Origin of the sequence: Streptomyces sp. Ac-502, assembly GCF_045222935.1 — a bacterium.
Taxonomy (GTDB): domain Bacteria; phylum Actinomycetota; class Actinomycetes; order Streptomycetales; family Streptomycetaceae; genus Streptomyces; species Streptomyces monomycini.
In genome coordinates this window covers 5090229-5111691 of the sequence record NZ_JBHFFO010000001.1, presented here as the reverse complement: position 1 = coordinate 5111691, position 21463 = coordinate 5090229, and the positions used below count along the sequence as shown (strand labels likewise).

Below are 21463 nucleotides of genomic sequence, written 5' to 3'. Positions count from 1 at the left end.
TACGGGGCACAGGAGATGCGACGTATCGACAGGGAGGGGTGCGGGCATGAGGAATCGACTGAAGAGACGGCGGCGCTCCGTGGGGAGCGCCGCCGTCGCGCTGTGCACGGCGGCCGTCCTCGGCGGGGCGCTGGCCACACCGGCCGAGGCGGCGAGCGGTCCGGCGCCGGTGACCTCGTACACGTACACCAGCGTGGCGGGGGACTACATCGGCCAGGGGCACGCCGGCACGTACCGCGAGCCGAACGCGAAGATCACGGTGGCGGGCGACGCCGGGTACGCCCGTGTCCGGGTCTCCACCGCCGAGGAGTGGTGGGACATCGACCTCGCCGCCCCCAAGGGCGAGAAGCTGCGCCCCGGCGTCTACCGCGACGCCGAGCGGGCCGCGTTCCGCACCGGCCGCTCGCCCGGCCTCGATGCCGGCGGCAACGGCCGCGGCTGCGACGAGGTGTACGGGCAGTTCACCGTCAACCAGATCGCCACGGACGAAGCGGGCACCATCACGCTGCTCGACGCCTCGTACACGCAGCACTGCGAGTCGGCGACGGCCCAGCCGCTCAAGGGGACGGTCAAGTACCGCGCGCTGCCGCTGTCCTACGCGTACAAGAGCGACGCGGGTGACTGGGTCGGGCAGGGCAAGTCGGTGACGCACACGGGCGCCACCAGCACCTTCCGGCTGTCCGACAGCTACGGCGGCGGCGTCGAGTTCGGCGTCGAGGGCAAGCGGGAGTACTGGACGGCAGTGCTCCGGCCGCCGCTGGGCGAGCGGCTGACCGCCGGGCGCACGTACCAGGTCACCGGCGCCGAGGGCGGTGCCACTCTGGAGGTCTACGGCAACGGGCGCTCCTGCGCGGACGCCCGGGGCGAATTCACCGTCGACCGCCTGTATTTCACCGACGAGGGCAAGGTGACCGGCCTCTCCGCCCGCTACCGGCAGATGTGCGGCGGCGGCACGGCCGGCATGTCGGGCACCATCCACCACGCGGCCTGACCGGCCTTCGTGACCGTGTGGTGCGGGCCGCGCCCTCCCGGAGGGCGCGGCCCGCGGTGCGGAGCGGCCGTCGAGGGGTGCGGCCCGCGGTGCGCGGCGGCCGTCAGCGCAGGTCGAAGCTGACCGAGCTGGCCTTGTCGTTCATGCCGTCGCCGACGTAGGGGACGTACCCGTAGTACGTCTGCTTGGCGCCGCGGAAGTCGCCGTGCTCCCAGAGCGTGATCGGGCAGGCCACGCCCTCCACGGAGCTGATGTTGTCGTTGTAGCCCCACTTGCCGAGGCTGTTGAACTCCGGGTAGCGCCAGTTGAAGCCGACGCTGCCGCGCAGCGCCAGTTCGGAGCCGCCGGAGTTGGTGTCGGTCCACATCTTGCCGAGGATCTTGTAGTCGGCCCTGGCGTTGCCGAACCGGTCGGCCTGCGCACGGGTGGCGAAGCAGCCGCCTTGGCCGGTGTCGACGATGTAGGTGCAGTACTTGCCCTGGGGGCCGGGGGGCCGGGAGGCGGATGAGGGGGCGGTGGAAAGGCTGGGTGCATACCGGGCGGCCGGATATCGGTTGCGGGGGGGGGCGCCGAGCCCGCCCGCCACGTTTCTTTGGCCCTCGCGCCCAACTGCCGTAACTGCAAGAACTGTTGGCCGGTTTCGTGGCTTGTGCCCCCTTCGTGGTGTCCACATAATCACAACGCTCTGCCGCGTCGTGGCGCCCCTTCCCCCACGTACGTTCCGTTCCCCGGGCCCCTCGGACGCGTGAACTTGGCATGACCTGATCAAGCAGTTCGGCGTGCCCCGGTGACCGCCGGGCGCGTGCCACCCCTCGGAGAGGAAACCCGGTGACCCGTTCCGCGAAACTCCTGAAGAGATCCGTCGCCCTCGGTGCCGTCACCCTGGCGGCCCTGTCGCTCCAGCCCGCCGCCGCCGGCGCCGCCGGCGAGCCGGCCCCGTCGAGCGGCACGCCCGGCACGCGGGTCGTGGGCGGGGTCCCCGCCGCCCAGGGCGAATTCCCGTTCATGGTCCGGCTGTCCATGGGCTGCGGCGGCTCGCTCTACCGCCAGGACATCGTGCTCACCGCCGCCCACTGCGTGGACGGCAGCGGCAACAACACCTCCATCACCGCCACGGCCGGTGTCGTGGACCTCCAGAGCTCAAGCGCGGTCAAGGTGAAGTCCACCAAGGTCCTCCAGGCGCCCGGCTACAACGGATCGGGCAAGGACTGGGCCCTGATCAAGCTCGCCCGCCCGATCAACCTGCCCACCCTGCGCACCACCACGGACGGCCGGTACGACCAGGGCGACTTCGTCGTGGCCGGGTGGGGCGCCGCCCGCGAGGGCGGCGGGCAGCAGCGCTACCTGCGCAAGGCGACGGTGCCGTTCGTCGACACCGCGACGTGCAAGCAGGCGTACGGCAACGCGTACATCCCCGGTGAGGAGATCTGTGCCGGGATCATGCGGACCGGCGGCGTGGACACCTGCCAGGGCGACTCCGGCGGGCCGATGTTCCGCAAGGACGACGCCGGCGCGTGGATCCAGGTCGGCATCGTGAGCTGGGGCGAGGGCTGCGCCCGGCCCGGCAAGCCGGGCGTCTACACACGGGTGAGCGCCTTCTCGCAGGCCATCGCGAAGGCGGCGGACCAGCTGCGGCGCTGAGACTGGACGGGCGGGTGGGGCCGCCGCGTAGCGGCAGCCGTTCCGGGCCGCAGGGCCGCCCACCCGCCCGAACTCGTACGGCATTTGGTCCGAACCACGCAGATGCGGATACGTCGCCGTACTCGGGAAGTGGCCGGTTTCAGAACCTTGTGCATCTTTGGGGCGCGTCCACATAATCACAACGCTCCAGCTACACCACGGCACGTCCGGCACAGCTCTTCGCGTCCGGTCGTGGCGCGGTGTGCCGTGCGGCAACAGCTGGGGACCGTTGTGCCTCCGACGCGAGAGGGAAGTCCTTGAAGCGCTCCGCGAGATGTGTCAAGAGATCCATAGCCGTTGGTGCCGCCGTGGCGGCGGCGGTGGCCCTCCAGTCGGCAGGCGGCGCCACCGCCGCGCCGGCCCCGTCGCCGACCCCCGGTCAGCAGATCATCGGCGGACCGCCCGCCAAGCAGGGCGAGTTCCCGTTCATGGTGCGGCTCTCGATGGGCTGCGGCGGCTCCCTCATCCGGGAGGACGTCGTGCTGACCGCCGCCCACTGCGTGGACGGCAGCGGCCCCAACACGAGCATCACCGTCACCGCGGGCGTCGTGGACCTCCAGAACCCCAAGGCGATCAAGGTGAAGTCCGCCGAGGTCGCGCAGGCACCCGGGTACGACGGCAAGGGCAAGGACTGGGCACTGATCAAGCTCGCCACGCCGATCAAGAACCAGGAGACGCTGCACATCGCCGAGGACGACAACTTCGACCGCGGCAAGTTCACGATCGCCGGCTGGGGCGCCAGCCGGGAGAGCGGCCCCCAGCAGCGCTACCTGCGCAAGGCCCAAGTTCCGTTCGTGAACATGACCGCCTGCAAGCAGGCGTACGGTGACCTGCTCACCCCCGGCGAGGAACTCTGCGCCGGCTTCGTGGCGGAGGGCGGAGTCGACACCTGCCAGGGCGACTCCGGCGGCCCGCTGTTCCGCCGCGACGGGGACGGCGACTGGGTCCAGGTCGGCATCACCAGCTGGGGCGAGGGCTGCGCGCGGCCCGGCAAGCCCGGTGTCTACACCAAGGTGAGCGCCTTCTCCGCACAGATCGAGAAGGCCGCCAACAAGCTGGCGGGCTGACCGGACGCGTCCCGGGCCGCACGACCGGCCCGGGATGCCTCCGCCGCTCGGCACCCCGCGAACCTCTTCCGCCCCGTCCCGTATCCGGGATAGCTTCCCGTTCATGAGAACCGAGGAGCCGGACCACCGCCCGCCCGGTGACGCCCACACCGCCCCGATGGAGTCCCGACTCGCCGCCCGCCTGACGGAGTTGCGTACGGAGCGCGGCTGGTCGCTCGACGATCTGGCCCGGCGTACTGAGGTGAGCCGGTCGACCCTCTCGCGCATGGAGCGGGCCGAGGTAAGCCCCACGGCGGCGCTGCTGTCCCGGCTGTGCGCGGCGTACGAGCGCCCGATGTCCCGGCTGCTGGCCGAGGTCGAGTCGGAGCCGCCCCAACTCGTACGGGCCGCCGCGCAGCCCGTCTGGCGCGACGAACCCTCCGGCTTCACCCGCCGCTCCGTCTCGCCACCCCACCCCAACCTCCGCGGCGAAGTCGTCGAAGCCACACTGCGCCCCGGCGCCGACATCACCTACGACAGCCCGCCGCCCGTACCCGGCCTGGAACAGCACATCTGGCTGCTGGACGGCCGGCTGGAGATCACCACGGGCGGTACGGCGCACACCCTCACCCCGGGCGACTGCCTACGCTTCCGCCTCTGGGGCCCCACCCGCTTCCGCAGCACCGGCCCCGACACCGCGCGCTACGCCCTGCTGGTGGTCCTCCCATGACCCACTCCACCACCTCCCACCCCGTCACCTCCCACCCCACTCCTGCCCACCCCGTCACCATCACCCGCCTCTCCGCCACCACCTTCGACGAACGCGTCCCGGGCCTGGCCGACCTCCTCACCGACACCGTCACCGGCGGCTCCTCCCTCGGTTTCGTCACCCCCTTCGGCCGAACGGAAGCGACGGCCTGGTGGCAGGCCCAACGCCCCGCCGTGGCCGACGGCACCCTCGACGTCTGGGTGGCCGACGGCCCCGAAGGCATCACCGGCATGATCAGCCTCGTCCACCCGGCGAAGCCGAACGCCCGCCACCGCGCCGAGATCGTCAAACTCCTCGTCCACCGCACCGCCCGCGGCCAGGGCCTCGGCCGCACCCTCCTCACCACCGCCGAACAGGCCGCCGCCCGCTCCGGCTTCCGCCTCCTGCTCCTCGACACGGAGACGGACAGCGCGGCGGACCACCTGTACCGTCACGCCGGCTGGACCCCGTACGGCACGGTCCCGTCCTACGCGGCAGACCCGGAGGGCGCGCTGCGGGACTGCACGTTCTTTTACAAGGAGGTGGGGTGAGGGGGCTCCGTGGCCGACGGTGGGCTGCGGCTGACAGCCTTGTCAGGTCTCATGGCCCCGGGTCAGGGCGGCCAGCAGGTCAGGGTCGGAATGGGCTTCCGCCGTGTGCTGCCAGGCGGTCAGTGTCTGGGCAATGGACGCGGTATTGCCGATGGCCCCTGCGGTTGTTCAAGGTAGTGGATGGGGGGCCGGGGCGAGGGTGTCGTGTTTGATGGCGGCTATGAGGGAGCCGAGCTGGGGGCGGGTGGTGGTGACCTCCGCGTTCGGGGTCTCGCTTTCTCGGATACGTATGGTGTGGTCGGGGAATGCGGCGAGGTTCAGGCAGTTGTTTCCTTCGCCGCAGTACGAGGATTTCTGCCAGGCGGACGTGGACACGAGCTTCCTTTCAGAGTTCTCGGGCGATGCTGTGAATGAAGTTTTGTGATGCGACTGGGTCGAGCGCGAGGGCGTGAAGGCGGCCGAGGACTGTCCGGTATTTGGCGAGCTGCGCTTCGGTGTCGAGGAGTGCGGGGCCGTGCGATTGGTCGAGCTGTACGGTGTCGAGTTGCGGTACGGGGCCGTGGGCGTACAGCACAGTCTGGCCTGAGCCCGGGTGGGCGCCGGCGGTGAAGGGGATGACGGTGACGGTGATGCTGTCCCGCTCACCCGCGTCGAGCAGGTGGTTCAACTGTGCTCTGGTGACGGCCGGGCCGCCGAACTGCATGCGGAGAGCCGCTTCGTGAATGATGGCGGAGTACGGGACGGGCGTGTCCCGGTAGAGGACCGCTTGGCGTTTGATGCGCAGCGAGAGGCGGTGCTCGATCTCCGGAGGCGGCAGCGCAGGGACGACCTGCTGGAAGACGACGCGCGCGTGGTCGACGGTCTGGAGTAGTCCGGGCAGGCTTGAGGTCTGTGCCGTGCGCAACTTGACCGCGTGGTGTTCGAGTTCGGCCAGATCGAGCATCCCGGGCGGCAGGATGCCGCGGTACTCCTCCCACCAGTGGCGGGTGCGGCCGCCGGTCATCGCGGCCAGGGCGTCGATGAGGGCTTCGTCCGCGCAGTCGTAGTTGCATGCGAGCGTGCGCACACGTTCCGCGCTGATGGGTGCGCGGCCGGTCTCGATGTTGCTTATGCGGGCCTGGTTGCCGCCGAGCAGTGCGCCTGCCGCAGTCGCGGTCATGCCGGCCTTCTCGCGCAGCTTGCGGAGTTCCGCCCCGAGACGTCGCTGCCGCGCCGTCGGGTGTGTCCTCGCGGCCATGAGCCCCTCTCTTCGCTCGTGATCAGTCTGCCGTGAGCAGTACGAGTACACCAGGGCCGATGGATTACCTCGACTCGGTGGAATCTATCTACCCGAAGGCGCTACGGTGTGAGCCACGTCACTCACGTGATGACGTCAACTGCGCATCCACAACGGAGGCTTCGCATGTCCGGTGACTGGGAGTACGCGTTCGAGATGTCCGACAACCCCCGGGCTCCGCGCGTCGCGCGGCGGGTGGTGCGGCTGGTGCTGGAGGAGCACGGGGAGACGGGGCTGGTCGACGGGGCGGAGCTGTTGGCGTCGGAGTTGATCGCCAATTCATACCGGTACGCGAAGGGGTCCGCCAACGTGCGGGTGAAGCGGATCGGGGCGCGCCTGCGCGTCAGCGTGTGGGACGGGAATCCGGAGCTGCCGAGCTTCGGTGCGGTCGCGGTGTCCGGGCCGGCGGCCGAGGCCGGGCGGGGGCTGGGGCTGGTCAGGCTGTGTGCCGAGAGCTTCGGCGGGTTCGCTTACGGGTCGGGGGCGTTGGGGTCGAGTGGGGGCAAGGTGATGTGGTTCGAGTTGGGGGAGGAGTGTCCGTTGCGGGGTGGTGGGGGCGGGCTCGGGTGAGGTGGGTGACTGCCGTACCGATCAGGAGCAGGGTCAGGGCGGTCCAGGGGAGGGCTGCGGGTGGGGAGACGGTCAGGAGGAGTGCGCCGGCCAGCGCGCCGCCGCCGATGCCGGTGTTGAACGCGGCGACGTAGAGGGAAGAGGCCGCGTCGGGGGCGTCACCGGCCGTGCGCAGGACGGCGGTCTGGAAGCAGACGGGGAGTGCGGTGCAGGCCATGCCCCAGGTGGCGATGGCGAGGAAGAGGAGCGGGCGGTGAGTCGGGGCTGCGCCCAAGGTGGTGAGGGAGACTGCCATCAGGGCGAGCGTGCCGAGGAGCGTGGCGCGGGGGCGGGTGTCGACGAGGGCGCCGCTGAGCCAGGTGCCCGCGATGCCCGTTAGGCCGAAGAGGAGGAGTACGGGACTGAGGGATGCGGGGGCGAAGCCGGCGGTGTCGCGGAGGTACTCCGTCACGTACGTGTAGAGCGTGAAGTGGCCGAGGATGACAAGGCCGGTGGTCAGGACGACCGGGCGCAGGCCCGGCGTACGGGCCACGCGGGGGAGGTCGGAGACGCGGAGGGCGGGGCCGGGTGGGACCTGCGGCAGCAGGCGCGCGGCGACGAGCAGCACGACCGAACCCAGTGCGGCGGTGGCGAGGAACGCGATGCGCCAGCCGAAGGCCGTACCGGCCGTCGTGCCGAGGGGCACCCCGACGACGAAGGCCAGGGACACGCCCGCGAAGACGATCGCCGTGGCGCGCCCCGAGCGCCCCGGCCCGGCGATGGCCGCCGCGTAACCGGCGACGATGGCGTAGAAGACGCCGTGCGCGAGGCCGCAGAGGAGGCGGGTCGCGGCGAGGGTGGCGTAGTTGGGAGAGAGGCCCGAGAGGGCGGTGGCTGCCATGAAGACGGCACAGGTGGTGAGAAAGAGGCGCTTGCGGGGCCAGTTGGAGGTGCGGGCGGTGAGCGGGGCCGCGGTCAGGCCGACGGTGAAGGCGTAGACCGTGACGAGGAGCCCGGTACGGGACGGCGCGACATCGAGGTCGCTGCTGATGTCGGGCAGCAGTCCGACCGGCAGGAACTCGATGGTGCCGATGATGAAGACGAGGAGGGAAAGGAGAAGGAGGCGAGGGAGGGTGGTCGGGCGTCGGCCGGGAGACATGCGCGGGACCGTAGATGTTGACACCGATGTGAAGGTCAAGGCGCGGATGGAGGCGTCTCGGCCTGGGGGTTACGGGGCCGGTGCCGGTCAGGCGGAGCCGTACGGGGCAGGGCCGGTGGGCACGGCTGCGTACGGAGCCGCGGGGATCTGCTGCATACGGGACAGCTTGCGGACGAAGAAGGTGGCGAGAACGGCGGTGACGGCGTTCAGGAGGTCGGACAGGGCCGTGAACACCAGGACGTGGCGGCTGGTGTCCGGGAACGCCGTCACGTCGAAGCCGAAGAGGGTGATACTGATGCAGTCGATGACCTCCGTCAGGATCCACAGCGCCCACCAGATCCGTACCGGTGCCGTGGAGACCGTGCGCCAGGTGCCGTCGGGCGCCGGCCGGGCGCTCGCCTGCCAGGTCTCCCTGGCGACGCGGAACGGCAGCCACAGGTTGGCGACCGGTATGAACCAGGACCCGATGGCCCAGCCGCGGCCCAGGGTGCACACATCCCGGGCGCAGTGCTCGGCGTTCACGCGGGAGCGATAGAACCAGATGAGGAAGACGATGCCGGTGGCGAGCAGGACGGTGGATTGCAGGCCACTGCTCAACATGTCCAAGTCGTCGGCATGACCGGCATCCTGTTCGGTGAGGGTGGTCAGGTCGCCCAGCAGTGCGAAGGCGTGGACGTCCTTGAAGAGCGCGGTCAGGTCTGAGGCGATGACCACGCAGAACAGCACGGTGAGAGCTGTGGCGAGGCCCTTGGTCGGCTGGAGCGCCGGGCCGCCGGTGAGCGGGAGGCCGCCGAGCGGGGAACCGTCGTGCGGCGGAGCGCCGCCGGGCGGAGATCCGACGGGTATGTGCGTCATGGCTGCGTGACTCTCCTGGACAGGTAAATGCCCGCTCTCGGGCGGAAGGAGAGGAATTTACAGGATGTCGGGGGCCTTGACGCGATAAAACGGTCGTGGAGTACGTCGGGTATGAGCGACAATCCCTCGGTTCACTCATGTACCAGGAGATTCATGCACAAGCGTCTGCCCCTGCTCGCCACCTGCCTCGCGCTCGCCGCCTTCGGCATCTCGGCATGTGGCCCGTCCGGTGACAGCGGGGCGAGTTCTTCCGCGACACCGGCTCCCGCGTCCGCATCCGCCTCGGCCGCCTCGGCCGCCCCGACCGGGAGCCCGTCGGCGACACCTGACGAGGTACGCGGTCTGACCGGCCTGGCGCCGAAGTTCTACCTGAAGACGATCCGGGAGCACTACCCGGACCTGGACCACATCAGCGACGACGTACTCGTCGCTCACGGCAACGCGCTGTGCGTCGCCCGTGGGCAGGCCTTCGTGGACCAGGCCCTCAAGACCAAGCGGGAACTCGGGATCACCGGCAAGCAGACGTCGCGGATCATCGGTACCGCGCACGGTAGTTGCGGCAGGAAAATGAACTGGTGAGGCCGAAGGGCCGGGCCAGGGCCAGGTGTGCCGGCCCGTAGCGCGGCGCGGCTCATACGGTCGAGGGGCCCGCCCGACCGCCTCGGCCATCACCGTCGCGGTCTTGATGATCAGGTGGGTGTCTCCCGAGGCGTTCGGAAGTGCCGGCTTGTGGGTGAAGGCCGCGAGGACGACGGGGGTGCCGTCCGGGGTCCAGGCGATGCCCGCGTCGTTGCTCGTCCCGTACGTGCTGCCGCCGCCGGACTTGTCCGCCACCTTCCAGTCCTTCGGAAGCCCCGCGCGGAAACGTTCCACGCTGGTGGTGCTGCGCAGCAGCCAGTCGGTCAGGAGCGCGCGGTCGGGGCGGTTCAGGGCGTTGTCGAGCACGAGGCGGCGGTAGGTGTGGGCGACGGCGTACGGGGAGGTGGTGTCCGTACGGCGGTCCGGTTCGCCGGAGTTCAGCTCGGGCTCCCAGCGGTCGAGGCGGGTCACCGGGTCGCCGAGGGACCGGCAGAAGCGGGTGACGGCGGTCGGGCCGCCCAGCTCGCGCAGGAGGAGGTTGGCGGCGCAGTTGTCGCTGTACCGGACGGCCGCGTCGCACAGGTCCCGTACGGACATGCCGTCGGCGACGTGCTGGGACGTGACGGGTACGTGGCCGGCCTTCCGTACGTCGGCCTCGGTGTAGCGGATCACGCGGGACAGCTGGGTGCCGTCGTGGTCGAGGTCGCGCAGTACGGCCGCGACGGCGAGTCCCTTGAAGACGGAGCACATGGGAAAGCGTTCGTGGGCACGGTGGAGCAGGGTGGCGCCGGTGGCGAGGTTGAGGGCGAAGACGCCGATCCGGGCCTGGTGTTCCCGCTCCAGCTCGCGGAGGCGGCGGGTGGCGGCGGGGTGTGGGGAGGAGGGGGCGGTGGGGCCGGCCTGGGCGGCGCTCGCCGTGGTGGTGCCGAGGGCGAGCGCACCGCCTAGGCCGAGGCCGAGTCCGGTGCCGAGTACGGACCGGCGGGTGAGTGCCGGCGTGGGCTTGCGCATGGTGTGTCCTTTCCCCAGTCCCCCGGTTGGCTGTTGCTGGTGGGGACGTCGGGGCGGGAGGGGCGGTTGCGCGTGCCGGGGAGCGCGGTCAGAGGGCGTTGTCCAGCTCGCTCTGCCAGTACGTGACCTGGGCGGAGTCGTCGATGTACGTACCCTTCGGCAGCTTGGGGTGGGCCGAGCGCTCCGCGTAGCCGCCGTCCCGGTTCGCGAAGAACAGCTCCAGGCTGTGTACGGTCCTCCCGCCGCCGGCCTCCCCGGTGGCGTCCGACGTGCGCACCGCCGCGTACGCGGACTGGCCCGGCTCGACGGACACCACGGACTGCGGCTTGCTGCTCTGCAGGACGTCGGTGGGCGCCTGGGCGTCGTCGAAGCGCAGGGCCGGGTAGTGGTACGCGTCGCAGCGGGTCGAGCCGGTGTTGGTGAGGGTGAGGAGGATGTGGTTGACGGGTCGGCTGAGCTTGGAGACGGTCACCTTGGTGTTGGCCGCGGAGCAGGTGGTGGACTTCCCGCCCGCAGAGGTGCCGTGCTTGCCGCCGGAACCGGCCCGGGTGGGAGACGCCTGCGAGCCGTGGCCGCTCCGCGAGCCGGCGCCCGAGGGGGACTTGGCTGACGGGACCGAGCCGTCCGCGGAGCCGGAACCGGCATCGGTACCGGCCGAGGAGCCCTGGCCGGCGGCGGGGGCCGAACCGGCCGCGGCCACGGGCTGCCCGGCCCCGGCGGCCTTCTTGCCGTCCTCGGCACCGCCGCAGGCGGTCAGGGAGAGGGCGGCGGCGACGGCCGCGGCGGAGGCGGCGACTCGGGCGGTACGGGTGGAGAAGAGACGCGAACGCATGGGTGGTGCTCCCCGTGAGGTGATGGGAAAGGGACGGTTGGTCAGGCGCGGTCAGAAGCTGTGGAGTACGGCCGCTACGACGACGACACAGACGGTCAGTACGCCCAGTGCCGCGAGATCGGCCGGTTCGAGAGGACAGCGGAATCGGATCCGCACGGCTGCTCCCCGGTAAGGCCCCTGGTCAGGGCGTCGTCAGTGATCACAGCCTGGGCGACGGTCCGTCCCGGCCACAACGGCCGCCGGGACATCCGGGACGCTGGAACGATTGCGCGTACTCTGACCTGGGGGAATGGGTGCTCCCTGGAACGGAGTTCCGGGACGGGCAGGAGGGGGAACGGTGAGCACGGCTTCCGGCACGGACGGTTTCGCGGCACTGCTGCGCACGTTGAAGACGAGGTCAGGGCTGAGTTACGGCGCCCTGGCCAAACGCCTGCACATGAGTACGTCCACGCTGCACCGCTACTGCAACGGCGACGCGGTGCCGGCGGACTACGCGCCCGTGGAGCGGCTGGCCCGGCTGTGCGGCGCGCAGCCCGAGGAACTGGTCGAGCTGCACCGCCGGTGGATCCTGGCGGACGCGGCGCGTGGGCGGCGGACGGCGGCGGGGGAGGAGAAGGCGGAGGGGACGGGGGTGAAGGAGGCCGGGTCGGGGGAGACCGGGTCGGAGGAGGCCGGGTCTGAGCCCGTACCGGACCCTGGACCGGCCCCCGAGCCGGCCCCCGCACCGACCCCCACTCCTGTCTCCGCAGGAACTCCCGCCCCTGCGGAAGCTCCCACTGCCGTGACTGCCCCCACAACAACCCCCACAACAACCCCCACACCAATTCCCACCCGCCCCACCCGCCCCAAGCTCCGCCTGGCCCTCGCGGCCGCCGCCGTGGTCGCGCTGGCCGTATCCGCCGTCGCCATCAGCACCGCGTCCTCCTCGGACCCGGAGCGGCCGGTCCGAGCCGGTGCGCAGACGGCCGATCGTACGGCCCGTGGCGGGGGCGGGCCGGTGCCGGACGGTGGTGCCTCCGGTACGCCGTCCCCGTCCTCGTCCGCGTCCGCCTCGGGGGCGGCCGAGGAGCCGAAGCGGAGCAGTGCGCCGGCCGGTGTGGGCGTGTCCGGTGACGCGGCCGGGGAGGGCAAGGGCGAGGCGGGCGGCGGCAGTGGCCGGGACGGCGGTCAGGACAGCGGCAGCGGCACTCCGCTCACCGTCGACGTCCGTACGAACAACTGGGACGACCCCTGCGACCGCTGGTACATGCTCGACAAACCGCCCACCGAGGTCCCGCCGCCGCCCACCGGGGTGAGCGCGCGCGGCTGGGCGAACGCGCTCGGCGCGCTGCCCGGCGGCCACCTCAGGGTGGCGCTGGCCGTGCAGGGCACCAACGACCAGGCCGTCGTCCTGCACTCGCTGACCGTACGGACCACGACGCGCACGGCGTCGGTGGCGGGTTCGGCGTACTCCATGGGCGACGGCTGCGGCGGCGGGCTCACCCCGGCCTCGTTCGACATCGGGCTGGACGCGGCGCAGCCGGTGACACGGCCGGTGGCCGGGGAGCAGGGGGACCGGAGGATTCCGGCGACCGACTTCCCGTTCAAGGTGTCGGCGTCCGATCCGCAGATGCTGTACGTGGACGCGCACGCGGAGGCGAACGACGTCAGCTGGTACCTGGAGCTGGAGTGGAGCAGTGGCGGGCGGCGCGGCACGCTGCGTCTGGACGACCACGGCAAGCCGTTCCGTACGAGCGCGATGAAGGGCCGTCCGCAGTACATCTACCGGTGGGACCAGAACGCCTGGGCCCCCTACGGGAGCTGATCGGAGCCGACCGGGCAACCGGCCCCGGCCCCCTACGGGAGGCGAGCCCGCGGACAGCGGAAAGGCCCCGCCGGAACGGACCGTTCCGGCGGGGCCTCTCCCGTGTACGTCCGGCGGGCGTCAGAGCCGCTCAGGCGTCCGGATCCCCAGCAGCGCCATGCCGCGGTGCAGCGTGCGGGCCGTCAGCTCGCACAGGAACAGGCGGTTCTCCACCTGCTCGCTGCCGCCCTCGGCCTTCAGGACCGGGCACTGGTCGTAGAAGGTCGTGTAGAGAGAGGCGAGCTGGTAGAGGTACGCGGCCAGCTTGTGGGGCTCGTAACCGGCCGCCGCCTCCGCCAGGACCTCGCCGAACTGGTCCAGGTGCAGACCCAGCGCGCGCTCCGCCGGGGCCAGCTCCAGTTCCGGGTGGGCCTTGGGCGCGGCGTCCCCGGCGCGGCGGAAGATGGACTGGACACGGGCGTACGCGTACTGGATGTACACGCTGGTGTCGCCGTTCAGCGAGACCATCTGGTCCAGGTCGAACTTGTAGTCGCGGGAGGCCGAGGTGGACAGGTCCGCGTACTTCACGGCGCCGATGCCGACCTGGAAGCCGTTCTCGGTGATCTCCTGCTCGGTCAGGCCGATGTTCTCGCCCTTCTCCCGTACGACGGCGGTCGCCCGGTCCACCGCCTCGTCGAGCAGGTCCACCAGTCGTACCGTCTCGCCCTCACGGGTCTTGAACGGCTTGCCGTCCTTGCCGAGGACGGTGCCGAAGGCGAGCTGGACGGCGGCGACGTCCTCGCCCAGCCAGCCGGCCCGGCGGGCGGTCTCGAAGACCATCTTGAAGTGCAGCGACTGGCGGGCGTCGACCACGTACAGCAGGGTCGAGGCGCCGAGGCCCTGCACCCGGTCGCGGACGGCGGACAAGTCGGTGGCCGCGTAGCCGTAGCCGCCGTTGGACTTCTTGACGATCAGCGGGGTCGGGTTGCCGTCCGGGCCCTTGACGTCGTCGAAGAAGACGCAGAGCGCGCCGTCGGAGCGGACCGCCACGCCGGACTCCTCCAGCAGTCGGCAGGTCTCCTCCAGCATGGCGTTGTAGCCGGACTCGCCGACCACGTCCGCGTCCCGGATGTCCATGTCGAGCTTGTTGAAGACCGAGTAGAAGTAGACCTTCGACTCGTCGACGAAGCGCTGCCACAGGGCGAGCGTCTCCTCGTCGCCGGCCTGGAGGTCGACGACGCGGCGGCGGGCGCGGTCCTTGAACTCCTCGTCGGAGTCGAACAGCGCGCGGGACGCCTTGTAGAGACGGTTCAGGTTCGACATGGCCTCTTCGCCGGAGATCTCGGCGGAGGCGTCCTCGCTCTTGTGGTCGAGCTCGTGCGGGTGCTCGATCAGGTACTGGATGAGCATGCCGAACTGGGTGCCCCAGTCGCCGATGTGGTGGCGGCGGACCACCTTCTCGCCGGTGAACTCCAGGATCTCGACCATCGCGGCGCCGATCACGGCGGACCGCAGGTGGCCGACGTGCATCTCCTTGGCGACGTTCGGCTGCGCGTAGTCGATGACCGTGGTGCCCGGGTTCTCGGCGTACGGGACGCCGAGGCGGTCGTCGGCGGCGCGCGCGGCCAGCGTCCGGATGATCGCCTCGTCGGAGACGGTGATGTTCAGGAAGCCGGGGCCGGAGACCTCGATCTCCTTGATCACGTCACCGGCGGCGAGCTGCCCGACGACCTGGGAGGCCAGCTCCCGCGGGTTGCCCTTGAGCTTCTTGGCCAGCGCCAGCATGCCGTTGGCCTGGAAGTCGGCCCGGTCGCTTCGTCGCAGCAGCGGGTCCGCGGCGCCGGCCTCCGGCAGGGCTGCCGAGAGGGCGTCCGCGACGCGCTGGTTGACCGTGGCTGCGAGGGAAGGGACCGATGTCATGGAATGAAGGCCGTTCCGTTGGTGTGGAAAGGGTTTGCCACCGAGTATCCCACGGCGGTTCCACCGGTTTTCCACAGGGAAAACCGGCGGTGGCGCGGTCTGGGAGAATGGTCGCCGTCAGGCTTGTCGAGTGGTGAGAAGAGGAAGGGCCGATCGTGGCTCAGCAGAGCACCGAGACCGACTGGGTCTCCAGGTTCGCGGACGAGGTCATTGCCGAGGCGGAGCGCCGCGCCCCCGGCAAACCGATCGTCTGCGCCTCGGGCCTGTCCCCTTCCGGCCCCATCCACCTGGGCAATCTGCGTGAGGTCATGACGCCGCACCTGGTCGCGGACGAGATCCGCCGCCGGGGCTTCGAGGTCCGCCACCTGATCTCCTGGGACGACTACGACCGCTACCGCAAGGTCCCGGCCGGTGTCGCGGGGGTCGACGAGTCCTGGGCCGAGCACATCGGCAAGCCGCTGACCTCGGTGCCGGCCCCGGCCGGCTCCGCGTACGCCAACTGGGCCGAGCACTTCAAGGCCGCCATGACCGAGGCGCTCGCCGAGCTGGGCGTGGAGTACGACGGCATCAGCCAGACCGAGCAGTACACCTCCGGGGTCTACCGCGAGCAGATCCTGCACGCGATGAAGCACCGCGCCGACATCGACGCGATCCTCGCCCAGTACCGCACCAAAAAGGCCCCGGCGAAGAAGTCGCAGAAGCCGGTCGACGAGGCCGAGCTGGAGGCCGCCGAGGGCTCCGGCGCGGCCGCCGAGGACGACGGCAGCAGCGGTTCGGCGGGCTATTTCCCGTACAAGCCGTACTGCGGCCAGTGCGACAAGGACCTCACGACGGTCACCTCCTACGTGGAGGAGACGACCGAGCTGACGTACGCCTGCACGGCCTGCGGCTTCGGTGAGACGGTCCGGCTCAGCGAGTTCAACCGCGGCAAGCTGGTCTGGAAGGTCGACTGGCCGATGCGCTGGGCCTACGAGGGCGTGATCTTCGAGCCGTCGGGTGTGGACCACTCCTCGCCGGGCTCGTCGTTCGTCGTCGGCGGCCAGATCGTGCGCGAGATCTTCGACGGCGCGCAGCCCATCGGCCCGATGTACGCCTTCGTCGGCATCAGCGGCATGGCCAAGATGTCGTCCTCCAAGGGCGGCGTGCCGACCCCGGGCGACGCGCTGAAGATCATGGAGGCGCCGCTGCTGCGCTGGCTGTACGCGCGCCGCAAGCCCAACCAGTCGTTCAAGATCGCCTTCGACCAGGAGATCCAGCGGCTCTACGACGAGTGGGACAAGCTGGAGGCCAAGGTCGCCGACGGCTCGGCGCTGCCCGCCGACGCCGCCGCCCACTCCCGCGCGGTGCGCACGGCCGCCGGTGAGCTGCCCCGCACCCCGCGCCCGCTGCCGTACCGCACGCTGGCCTCGGTCGCCGACATCACCGGCGGGCACGACGAGCAGACGCTGCGCATCCTCGGCGAGCTGGACCCGGCCGACCCGGTCACGTCCCTGGACGAGACCCGGCCCCGGCTGGACAAGGCCGAGTACTGGATCAACACCCAGGTCCCGGCCGAGCAGCGCACCATCGTGCGCGAGGCGCCGGACACCGAGCTGCTCGGCTCGCTCGACGACCAGGCCCGCGAGTCGCTGCGGCTGCTGCTGGACGGGCTGGACGAGCACTGGTCGCTGGACGGGCTGACCACGCTCGTCTACGGCGTACCGAAGATCCAGGCCGGGCTGACGCCGGACGCCAAGCCGACGCCCGAGCTGAAGGTCGCGCAGCGCTCGTTCTTCGCGCTGCTCTACAACCTGCTCGTCGGGCGCGACACCGGCCCGCGGCTGCCCACGCTGCTGCTCGCGGTCGGCGCGGACCGGGTGCGCAAGCTGCTGGCGGCGTGAGCGCCTGACGGGGCGGGCCCGGAGCGCACCGACGGCCGCCGTGGCGCGCGTACGGGTAGGAGGCTCTGACCGGGCCGCTGCGACTTTCGACGGAGTGCCGATTCGGCCCCGGGGACGACGATCCCCGGGGCCGCTCGCATGAGGGTGGAGACATGCGAGCCATCATCGGAGTCATCGGAGTCATCGTCATGATCCAGGGAGCCTTGGGCGCCCTCGGCCGGACCTTCACGGACACCACGGGCTGGGGCATCCTGCCGCACTGGTACGACCTGCCGACGCTCGCGTACGTCGGTATGGCCGTGGCCGGCCTGGTCCTCTTCGTGTGGGGGGAGGCGGGGAAGAAGGGCAAGAAGCGCGTGGGACAGGGGTGACCGCAGGCTTGCGGCCCCGCACCCGCCCGCTACTGGAGGCGTACCGGGCGGGAAATGCCCGGAACAGACATACGTCGAACACCGGGCGGGGACTCGTGTCCCATGACGGATTCGCTCACTTCACTCGGCCTGCCGGACCGTGTCCGGGCCTGCCTGTTCGATCTCGACGGCGTCCTGACCAAGACGGCCGTCGTGCACACGGCCGCCTGGAAGGACACGTTCGACGACTTCCTGCGTCACCGGGACGGCCCCGGATACACCCCCTTCGATCCCGTCTCCGACTACGACGAGTACGTGGACGGCCGCCCACGCGCCGACGGCGTCCGTACCTTCCTCGCCTCGCGCGGCATCGAGCTGCCGGAGGGCGGCCCTGACGACCCGCCCGACCGGGAGACCGTGCACGGGCTGGGCAACCGCAAGAACAATCTGCTGCTGAAGAAACTCCGCGAGCAGGGCGCCGAGGCGTACGAAGGCTCCCGCCGCTATGTGCACGCCGTACGCGAGCAGGGTCTGGCCACCGCCGTCGTCTCCTCCAGCGCCAACTGCCGTGAGGTGCTGGAGTCCGTGGACATGGCGGGCCTCTTCGACGTACGGATCGACGGGAACGTGGCCGCCGAGCGGAAGCTGCCGGGCAAACCGCACCCCGACACCTTCCTGGAGGCCGCCAAGGAGCTGGGCGTCCCCGCCACACAGGCGGCCGTCTACGAGGACGCCCTGGCCGGGATGGACGCCGGGCGGGCCGGCCACTTCGGGTACGTCGTCGGCGTCGACCGGGTCGGCCAGACCGAGGCGCTGCGGCGGCACGGCGCCGACATCGTCGTCAAGGACCTCGCCGAGCTGCTGAAACCCGGTCAGCCGACGCCCGAACCGTCCGCGCCCGGCCACGCGAACCCCGGCCACGCGAACCCCGGCCACTCGAAGGAGGACGGCCAGGCATGATCACCCACTCCTCGTACGCCTGCGACCCCTGGCTGCTGCGCGAGACCGACCTCAACCTGGACGTGCTGCCGCAGAGCGAGTCGGTCTTCGCGCTGTCCAACGGGCACATCGGCTGGCGCGGCAACCTGGACGAGGGCGAGCCGCACGGGCTGCCCGGCAGCTACCTCAACGGCGTCCACGAACTGCGCCCGCTCCCGTACGCCGAGGCCGGCTACGGCTACCCCGAGTCCGGACAGACCGTCATCAACGTCACCAACGGCAAGCTGATCCGGCTGCTCGTCAACGACGAACCGTTCGACCTGCGCTACGGGCGGCTGCGCAGCCACGAACGCGTGCTGGACCTGCGGGCCGGCGTGCTGCGCCGTACCTGCGAGTGGACCTCGCCGGCCGGCTGCACCGTGCGGGTGACCTCCACCCGGCTGGTCTCCTTCACCCAGCGGGCCATCGCCGCCGTCGCCTACGAGGTCGAGCCGTTGGACTCCGAGGTGCGGGTCGTCCTGCAGTCCGAACTCGTCACCAACGAGCAGCTGCCCGAGTCCGGCGGCGACCCCCGGGTCTCCTCGGCGCTGCACAACCCGCTGGAGGCGGAGGAACACTTCGCCTCCGACGCGCGCCTGCGGCTGATCCACTGCACGCGGAGCAGCGGACTGCGGGTGGCGGCCGCCGCCGACCACATCGTCGACGGCCCGGAGGAAGACCCGCACCGACAGCGAGAGCGGCGACGACACCGCCCGCTTCACCGTCACCTCGCTCCTGGAGCAGGGCCAGCGGCTGCGTCTGGAGAAGACGGTGGCGTACGGCTGGTCCGGCGCCCGTTCACTGCCCGCCGTACGCGACCAGGTGGACGCGGCGCTCGCCGGGGCCCGCAGCATCGGCTGGCAGGGTTTGACCGATCAGCAGCGCACCTACCTGGACGACTTCTGGGACCGCGCGGACGTCGAGGTCGACGGCGACGCGGAGATCCAGCAGGCCGTCCGCTTCGCCCTCTTCCACGTGCTCCAGGCGGGCGCGCGGGCCGAGCAGCGCGCCATCCCCGCCAAGGGCCTGACCGGCTCGGGGTACGACGGCCACACGTTCTGGGACAGCGAGACGTTCGTCCTGCCGATGCTGACGTACACCTCGCCCGGCGCCGTCTCCGAGGCGCTGCGCTGGCGGCGGAACACGATGGGCGCGGCCCGCGAGCGCGCGACCCAACTCGGCCTCCGCGGCGCGGCGTTCCCCTGGCGGACCATCGAGGGATCGGAGTGCTCGGCGTACTGGCCGGCCGGCACCGCGGCCTTCCACGTCAACGCCGACATCGCCGACGCGGTCGTCCGCTACGTGTGCGCCACCGGTGACGAGGAGTTCGAGCGGGAGACGGCCGTACCGATCCTGGTGGAGACCGCCCGGCTGTGGCACTCGCTGGGCCACCACGACCACCACGGCACGTTCCACATCGACGGCGTCACCGGCCCCGACGAGTACAGCGCGGTCGCCGACGACAACGTCTACACCAACCTCATGGCCCAGGCGAACCTGCGCGCCGCCGCCGACGTGGCCGAACGCCACCCGCGCGAGGCCGAGGCGCTCGGCGTCGACGACGAGGAGAGCGCGGCCTGGCGGGACGCCGCCGAGGCGGTGGCCGTACCGTACAACCGCGGCCTGCGGGTGCACGAACAGTCGGCGGGCTTCACCACCCACCAGACCTGGGACTTCTCCGGCACCCGCACCGACCAGTACCCGCTGATGCTGCATTTCCCGTACTTCGACCTGTACCGCAAGCAGGTCGTCAAACAGGCCGACCTGGTCCTCGCCCTGTACAAGCGCGGCGACTGCTTCGACGACGAGCACAAGGCCCGCGACTTCGCCTACTACGAGCCGCTGACCGTACGCGACTCCTCCCTCTCCGCCTGCGTCCAGGCCGTCGTGGCCGCCGAGGTGGGCCATCTGCGCCTGGCCTACGACTACTTGGGCGAAGCGGCCCTGATGGACCTCCAGGACCTGGAGAACAACACCCGCGACGGCCTGCACACCGCCTCACTGGCCGGCACCTGGATCGCCCTCGTCGCCGGCTTCGGCGGCATGCGCCACACGCCCCAGGGCCTGACCTTCGCCCCACGCCTCCCCGAAAAACTCAGCCGGCTGGCGTTCTCGGTACAGGTGCTGGGACGGCGGCTGCGCATCGAGATCACCGCCAAGTCGGTGACGTACAGCATGGTCGAGGGGGCACCACTGGAAATACAGCATTACGGCGAACCGCTCACCGTCTCCGACAAGAGCCCCCAGGAACGGGACATCCCCGAACTGGCGGCCCGCCCGGAACCGACCCAGCCGCCGGGGAGGCGGCCGTTGCGGAGGCACTGAGCAGGCAGGGCGGTACGGCTCGGGCGTGAGCCGTTGCGGCCCCTTCCCGCCCTCGGCGGACTGGTCGGACCATCGGACCGGGCCAGGGCCGGGAAGGGGCCGGAGACGGCTACTGGTTGGCCTTGCCGACCGCCGCGACCGCTTCCTTGGCGGCGGTTTCGGCGGCCTTGAGGAGGTCGCTCGGGTCGGGGGCGTCGGCGCCGGCCAGGCCCGCGCCGTTGTAGTTGACGGTGACCACGACGTTCGCGGTGCGGGCGATCACCGTCTGGTTCTTGAAGTCGGAGCCGTCCTTCTTCAGGTCGTAGGTGATCCAGGTGGACTCGTCGCCGTTGCCGTCGACCGCGCCGGTCTTGGTGTTCTTGGCGCCCTGGGTGCCCTTGGCGGTGTCGACCTGCTTCTTGTAGAAGTCGGTGGCGCGCTTCTCGCCGGTGCCCAGGGTCGGGTCGGAGTCGTAGCGCTGGAAGCCGACGTCCAGCCAGCGGTACTGGGTGCCGTCCACGCCCTGGGCGTCGGAGCTGTTCCAGGCGCAGTAGCCGCGGGCCATGGCGTCGGAGGACTTGCCCTGCTCGCCGTTCTCGTTCTTGGTCTTGGGGACGAGCTTCTTGACGGTGTCCTTGGACACGGCCTCGCAGGGGTTGGGCAGCTTCTTGAGCTTGGCGGGCGTGACGCTGGGGGAGGAGCTGCCGCTCTTGCTGGGGGCGGCGGTCTTCGATGCGCCGCCGCCCGAGTCCTTCTTGCCGGAGTCGTCGTCGGAGGAGCAGCCGGCGACGAGCATCACCGGTACGGCTGCGCAGGCGAGGAGGCTGGCGAGTCGCTTGGCTGAACGGTGCATGGTTCCTTCGCTGTTCGTCGTCGTTCGGCGCGTCGCACTGGACGCCGTCGGGTGCCGTGCACGGGCCGGGTGCGGTCCGTACGCGGTACGTCCTTCGGAGCGCGCGGCGACGCTGCCG

The 21463-nt window shown here is 71.0% G+C and carries 17 protein-coding genes and 2 pseudogenes; 10 read left to right on the top strand and 9 right to left on the bottom strand.

Annotated elements, in window-relative coordinates; translation table 11 throughout:
- The first annotated feature begins 46 nt into the window (after positions 1-46).
- Complete coding sequence (locus tag ACEXOX_RS23055; protein WP_406522940.1) at positions 47-991, top strand: hypothetical protein; 945 nt, start codon at positions 47-49, stop codon at positions 989-991.
- A gap of 103 nt (positions 992-1094) precedes the next feature.
- On the opposite strand, the gene ACEXOX_RS23050 is transcribed toward ACEXOX_RS23055, so the two are convergent.
- Positions 1095-1577 (bottom strand): hypothetical protein, encoded by a 483-nt coding sequence (locus ACEXOX_RS23050; protein ID WP_406522938.1) that lies wholly within the window; start codon positions 1575-1577, stop codon positions 1095-1097.
- Positions 1578-1819: 242 nt separating this feature from the next.
- Between ACEXOX_RS23050 and ACEXOX_RS23045 the strand changes: the two genes are divergently transcribed.
- The 4 genes from ACEXOX_RS23045 (at position 1820) to ACEXOX_RS23030 (ending at position 5016) form a co-directional block, all read left to right on the top strand.
- Positions 1820-2632: a serine protease gene (locus ACEXOX_RS23045; RefSeq protein WP_406522936.1), complete on the top strand. Its 813-nt coding sequence runs from the start codon at positions 1820-1822 to the stop codon at positions 2630-2632.
- A 296-nt stretch (positions 2633-2928) separates the two neighbouring features.
- Positions 2929-3738: a S1 family peptidase gene (locus ACEXOX_RS23040; protein WP_406522934.1), complete on the top strand. Its 810-nt coding sequence runs from the start codon at positions 2929-2931 to the stop codon at positions 3736-3738.
- Between the two features lie 103 nt (positions 3739-3841).
- The gene (locus tag ACEXOX_RS23035) at positions 3842-4447 is read left to right on the top strand and encodes a helix-turn-helix domain-containing protein (RefSeq protein WP_406522933.1); all 606 of its coding nucleotides are present in this window, start codon (positions 3842-3844) and stop codon (positions 4445-4447) included.
- A complete protein-coding gene (locus ACEXOX_RS23030; protein ID WP_406522931.1) occupies positions 4444-5016 on the top strand; it encodes a GNAT family N-acetyltransferase in 573 nt (190 codons plus the stop codon). The genes ACEXOX_RS23035 and ACEXOX_RS23030 overlap by 4 nt, the downstream gene beginning before the upstream one ends.
- Positions 5017-5184: 168 nt before the next feature.
- On the opposite strand, the gene ACEXOX_RS23025 is transcribed toward ACEXOX_RS23030, so the two are convergent.
- The 6 genes and pseudogenes from ACEXOX_RS23025 to ACEXOX_RS23000 all read right to left on the bottom strand — a co-directional run bounded on the left by ACEXOX_RS23025 (position 5185) and on the right by ACEXOX_RS23000 (position 11277).
- Entirely contained in the window at positions 5185-5391 is a 207-nt protein-coding gene (locus tag ACEXOX_RS23025; RefSeq protein ID WP_406522929.1) for a DUF397 domain-containing protein, read from the bottom strand.
- A gap of 10 nt (positions 5392-5401) precedes the next feature.
- On the bottom strand, positions 5402-6253 hold the full coding sequence (locus ACEXOX_RS23020) for a helix-turn-helix domain-containing protein (RefSeq protein ID WP_406522927.1): 852 nt from the start codon (positions 6251-6253) through the stop codon (positions 5402-5404).
- Between the two features lie 475 nt (positions 6254-6728).
- A complete protein-coding gene (locus ACEXOX_RS23015) occupies positions 6729-8000 on the bottom strand; it encodes an MFS transporter (RefSeq protein ID WP_406522925.1) in 1272 nt (423 codons plus the stop codon).
- 87 nt (positions 8001-8087) lie between these two features.
- Positions 8088-8855, bottom strand: coding sequence for a DUF4328 domain-containing protein (locus tag ACEXOX_RS23010; protein ID WP_406522923.1), 768 nt, complete (start codon positions 8853-8855; stop codon positions 8088-8090).
- A 651-nt stretch (positions 8856-9506) separates the two neighbouring features.
- Positions 9507-10445 (bottom strand): annotated as a pseudogene (gene bla / locus ACEXOX_RS23005) (class A beta-lactamase); the annotation flags it as partial.
- A gap of 88 nt (positions 10446-10533) precedes the next feature.
- Positions 10534-11277 carry a DUF4232 domain-containing protein gene (locus ACEXOX_RS23000; RefSeq protein WP_406522921.1) on the bottom strand — a complete coding sequence of 248 codons (744 nt, stop codon included), beginning with the start codon at positions 11275-11277 and terminating at the stop codon, positions 10534-10536.
- A 337-nt stretch (positions 11278-11614) separates the two neighbouring features.
- Between ACEXOX_RS23000 and ACEXOX_RS22995 the strand changes: the two genes are divergently transcribed.
- Positions 11615-13081: a helix-turn-helix domain-containing protein gene (locus tag ACEXOX_RS22995; RefSeq protein ID WP_406522919.1), complete on the top strand. Its 1467-nt coding sequence runs from the start codon at positions 11615-11617 to the stop codon at positions 13079-13081.
- A 120-nt stretch (positions 13082-13201) separates the two neighbouring features.
- Here ACEXOX_RS22995 and argS read toward each other — a convergent pair whose 3' ends face one another.
- Positions 13202-14980, bottom strand: coding sequence for an arginine--tRNA ligase (argS, locus tag ACEXOX_RS22990; protein WP_406522918.1), 1779 nt, complete (start codon positions 14978-14980; stop codon positions 13202-13204).
- 155 nt (positions 14981-15135) lie between these two features.
- Between argS and lysS the strand changes: the two genes are divergently transcribed.
- The 4 genes and pseudogenes from lysS (at position 15136) to ACEXOX_RS22970 (ending at position 20513) form a co-directional block, all read left to right on the top strand.
- Complete coding sequence (gene lysS / locus ACEXOX_RS22985; protein WP_406522916.1) at positions 15136-16860, top strand: lysine--tRNA ligase; 1725 nt, start codon at positions 15136-15138, stop codon at positions 16858-16860.
- Between the two features lie 152 nt (positions 16861-17012).
- Positions 17013-17231: a hypothetical protein gene (locus ACEXOX_RS22980; protein WP_406522914.1), complete on the top strand. Its 219-nt coding sequence runs from the start codon at positions 17013-17015 to the stop codon at positions 17229-17231.
- A 102-nt stretch (positions 17232-17333) separates the two neighbouring features.
- On the top strand, positions 17334-18170 hold the full coding sequence (locus ACEXOX_RS22975; protein ID WP_406522912.1) for an HAD family hydrolase: 837 nt from the start codon (positions 17334-17336) through the stop codon (positions 18168-18170).
- Positions 18167-20513 (top strand): annotated as a pseudogene (locus ACEXOX_RS22970) (glycoside hydrolase family 65 protein). Before ACEXOX_RS22975 ends, ACEXOX_RS22970 begins: the two are co-directional and overlap by 4 nt.
- A 109-nt stretch (positions 20514-20622) precedes the next feature.
- Here ACEXOX_RS22970 and ACEXOX_RS22965 read toward each other — a convergent pair.
- Complete coding sequence (locus ACEXOX_RS22965; RefSeq protein ID WP_406522911.1) at positions 20623-21345, bottom strand: DUF3558 family protein; 723 nt, start codon at positions 21343-21345, stop codon at positions 20623-20625.
- Positions 21346-21463: the final 118 nt, after the last annotated feature.

Bases quoted from the DNA above. Each gene is read 5' to 3' on its own strand.
- ACEXOX_RS23055 (WP_406522940.1), top strand. From the start codon at position 47: ATGAGGAATCGACTGAAGAGACGGCGGCGCTCCGTGGGGAGCGCCGCC.
- ACEXOX_RS23035 (WP_406522933.1), top strand. From the start codon at position 3,842: ATGAGAACCGAGGAGCCGGACCACCGCCCGCCCGGTGACGCCCACACC.
- ACEXOX_RS23030 (WP_406522931.1), top strand. From the start codon at position 4,444: ATGACCCACTCCACCACCTCCCACCCCGTCACCTCCCACCCCACTCCT.
- ACEXOX_RS23020 (WP_406522927.1), bottom strand. From the start codon at position 6,253: ATGGCCGCGAGGACACACCCGACGGCGCGGCAGCGACGTCTCGGGGCG.
- ACEXOX_RS23015 (WP_406522925.1), bottom strand. From the start codon at position 8,000: ATGTCTCCCGGCCGACGCCCGACCACCCTCCCTCGCCTCCTTCTCCTT.
- ACEXOX_RS23010 (WP_406522923.1), bottom strand. From the start codon at position 8,855: ATGACGCACATACCCGTCGGATCTCCGCCCGGCGGCGCTCCGCCGCAC.
- ACEXOX_RS23000 (WP_406522921.1), bottom strand. From the start codon at position 11,277: ATGCGTTCGCGTCTCTTCTCCACCCGTACCGCCCGAGTCGCCGCCTCC.
- argS (WP_406522918.1), bottom strand. From the start codon at position 14,980: ATGACATCGGTCCCTTCCCTCGCAGCCACGGTCAACCAGCGCGTCGCG.
- ACEXOX_RS22980 (WP_406522914.1), top strand. From the start codon at position 17,013: ATGCGAGCCATCATCGGAGTCATCGGAGTCATCGTCATGATCCAGGGA.
- ACEXOX_RS22975 (WP_406522912.1), top strand. From the start codon at position 17,334: ATGACGGATTCGCTCACTTCACTCGGCCTGCCGGACCGTGTCCGGGCC.
- ACEXOX_RS22965 (WP_406522911.1), bottom strand. From the start codon at position 21,345: ATGCACCGTTCAGCCAAGCGACTCGCCAGCCTCCTCGCCTGCGCAGCC.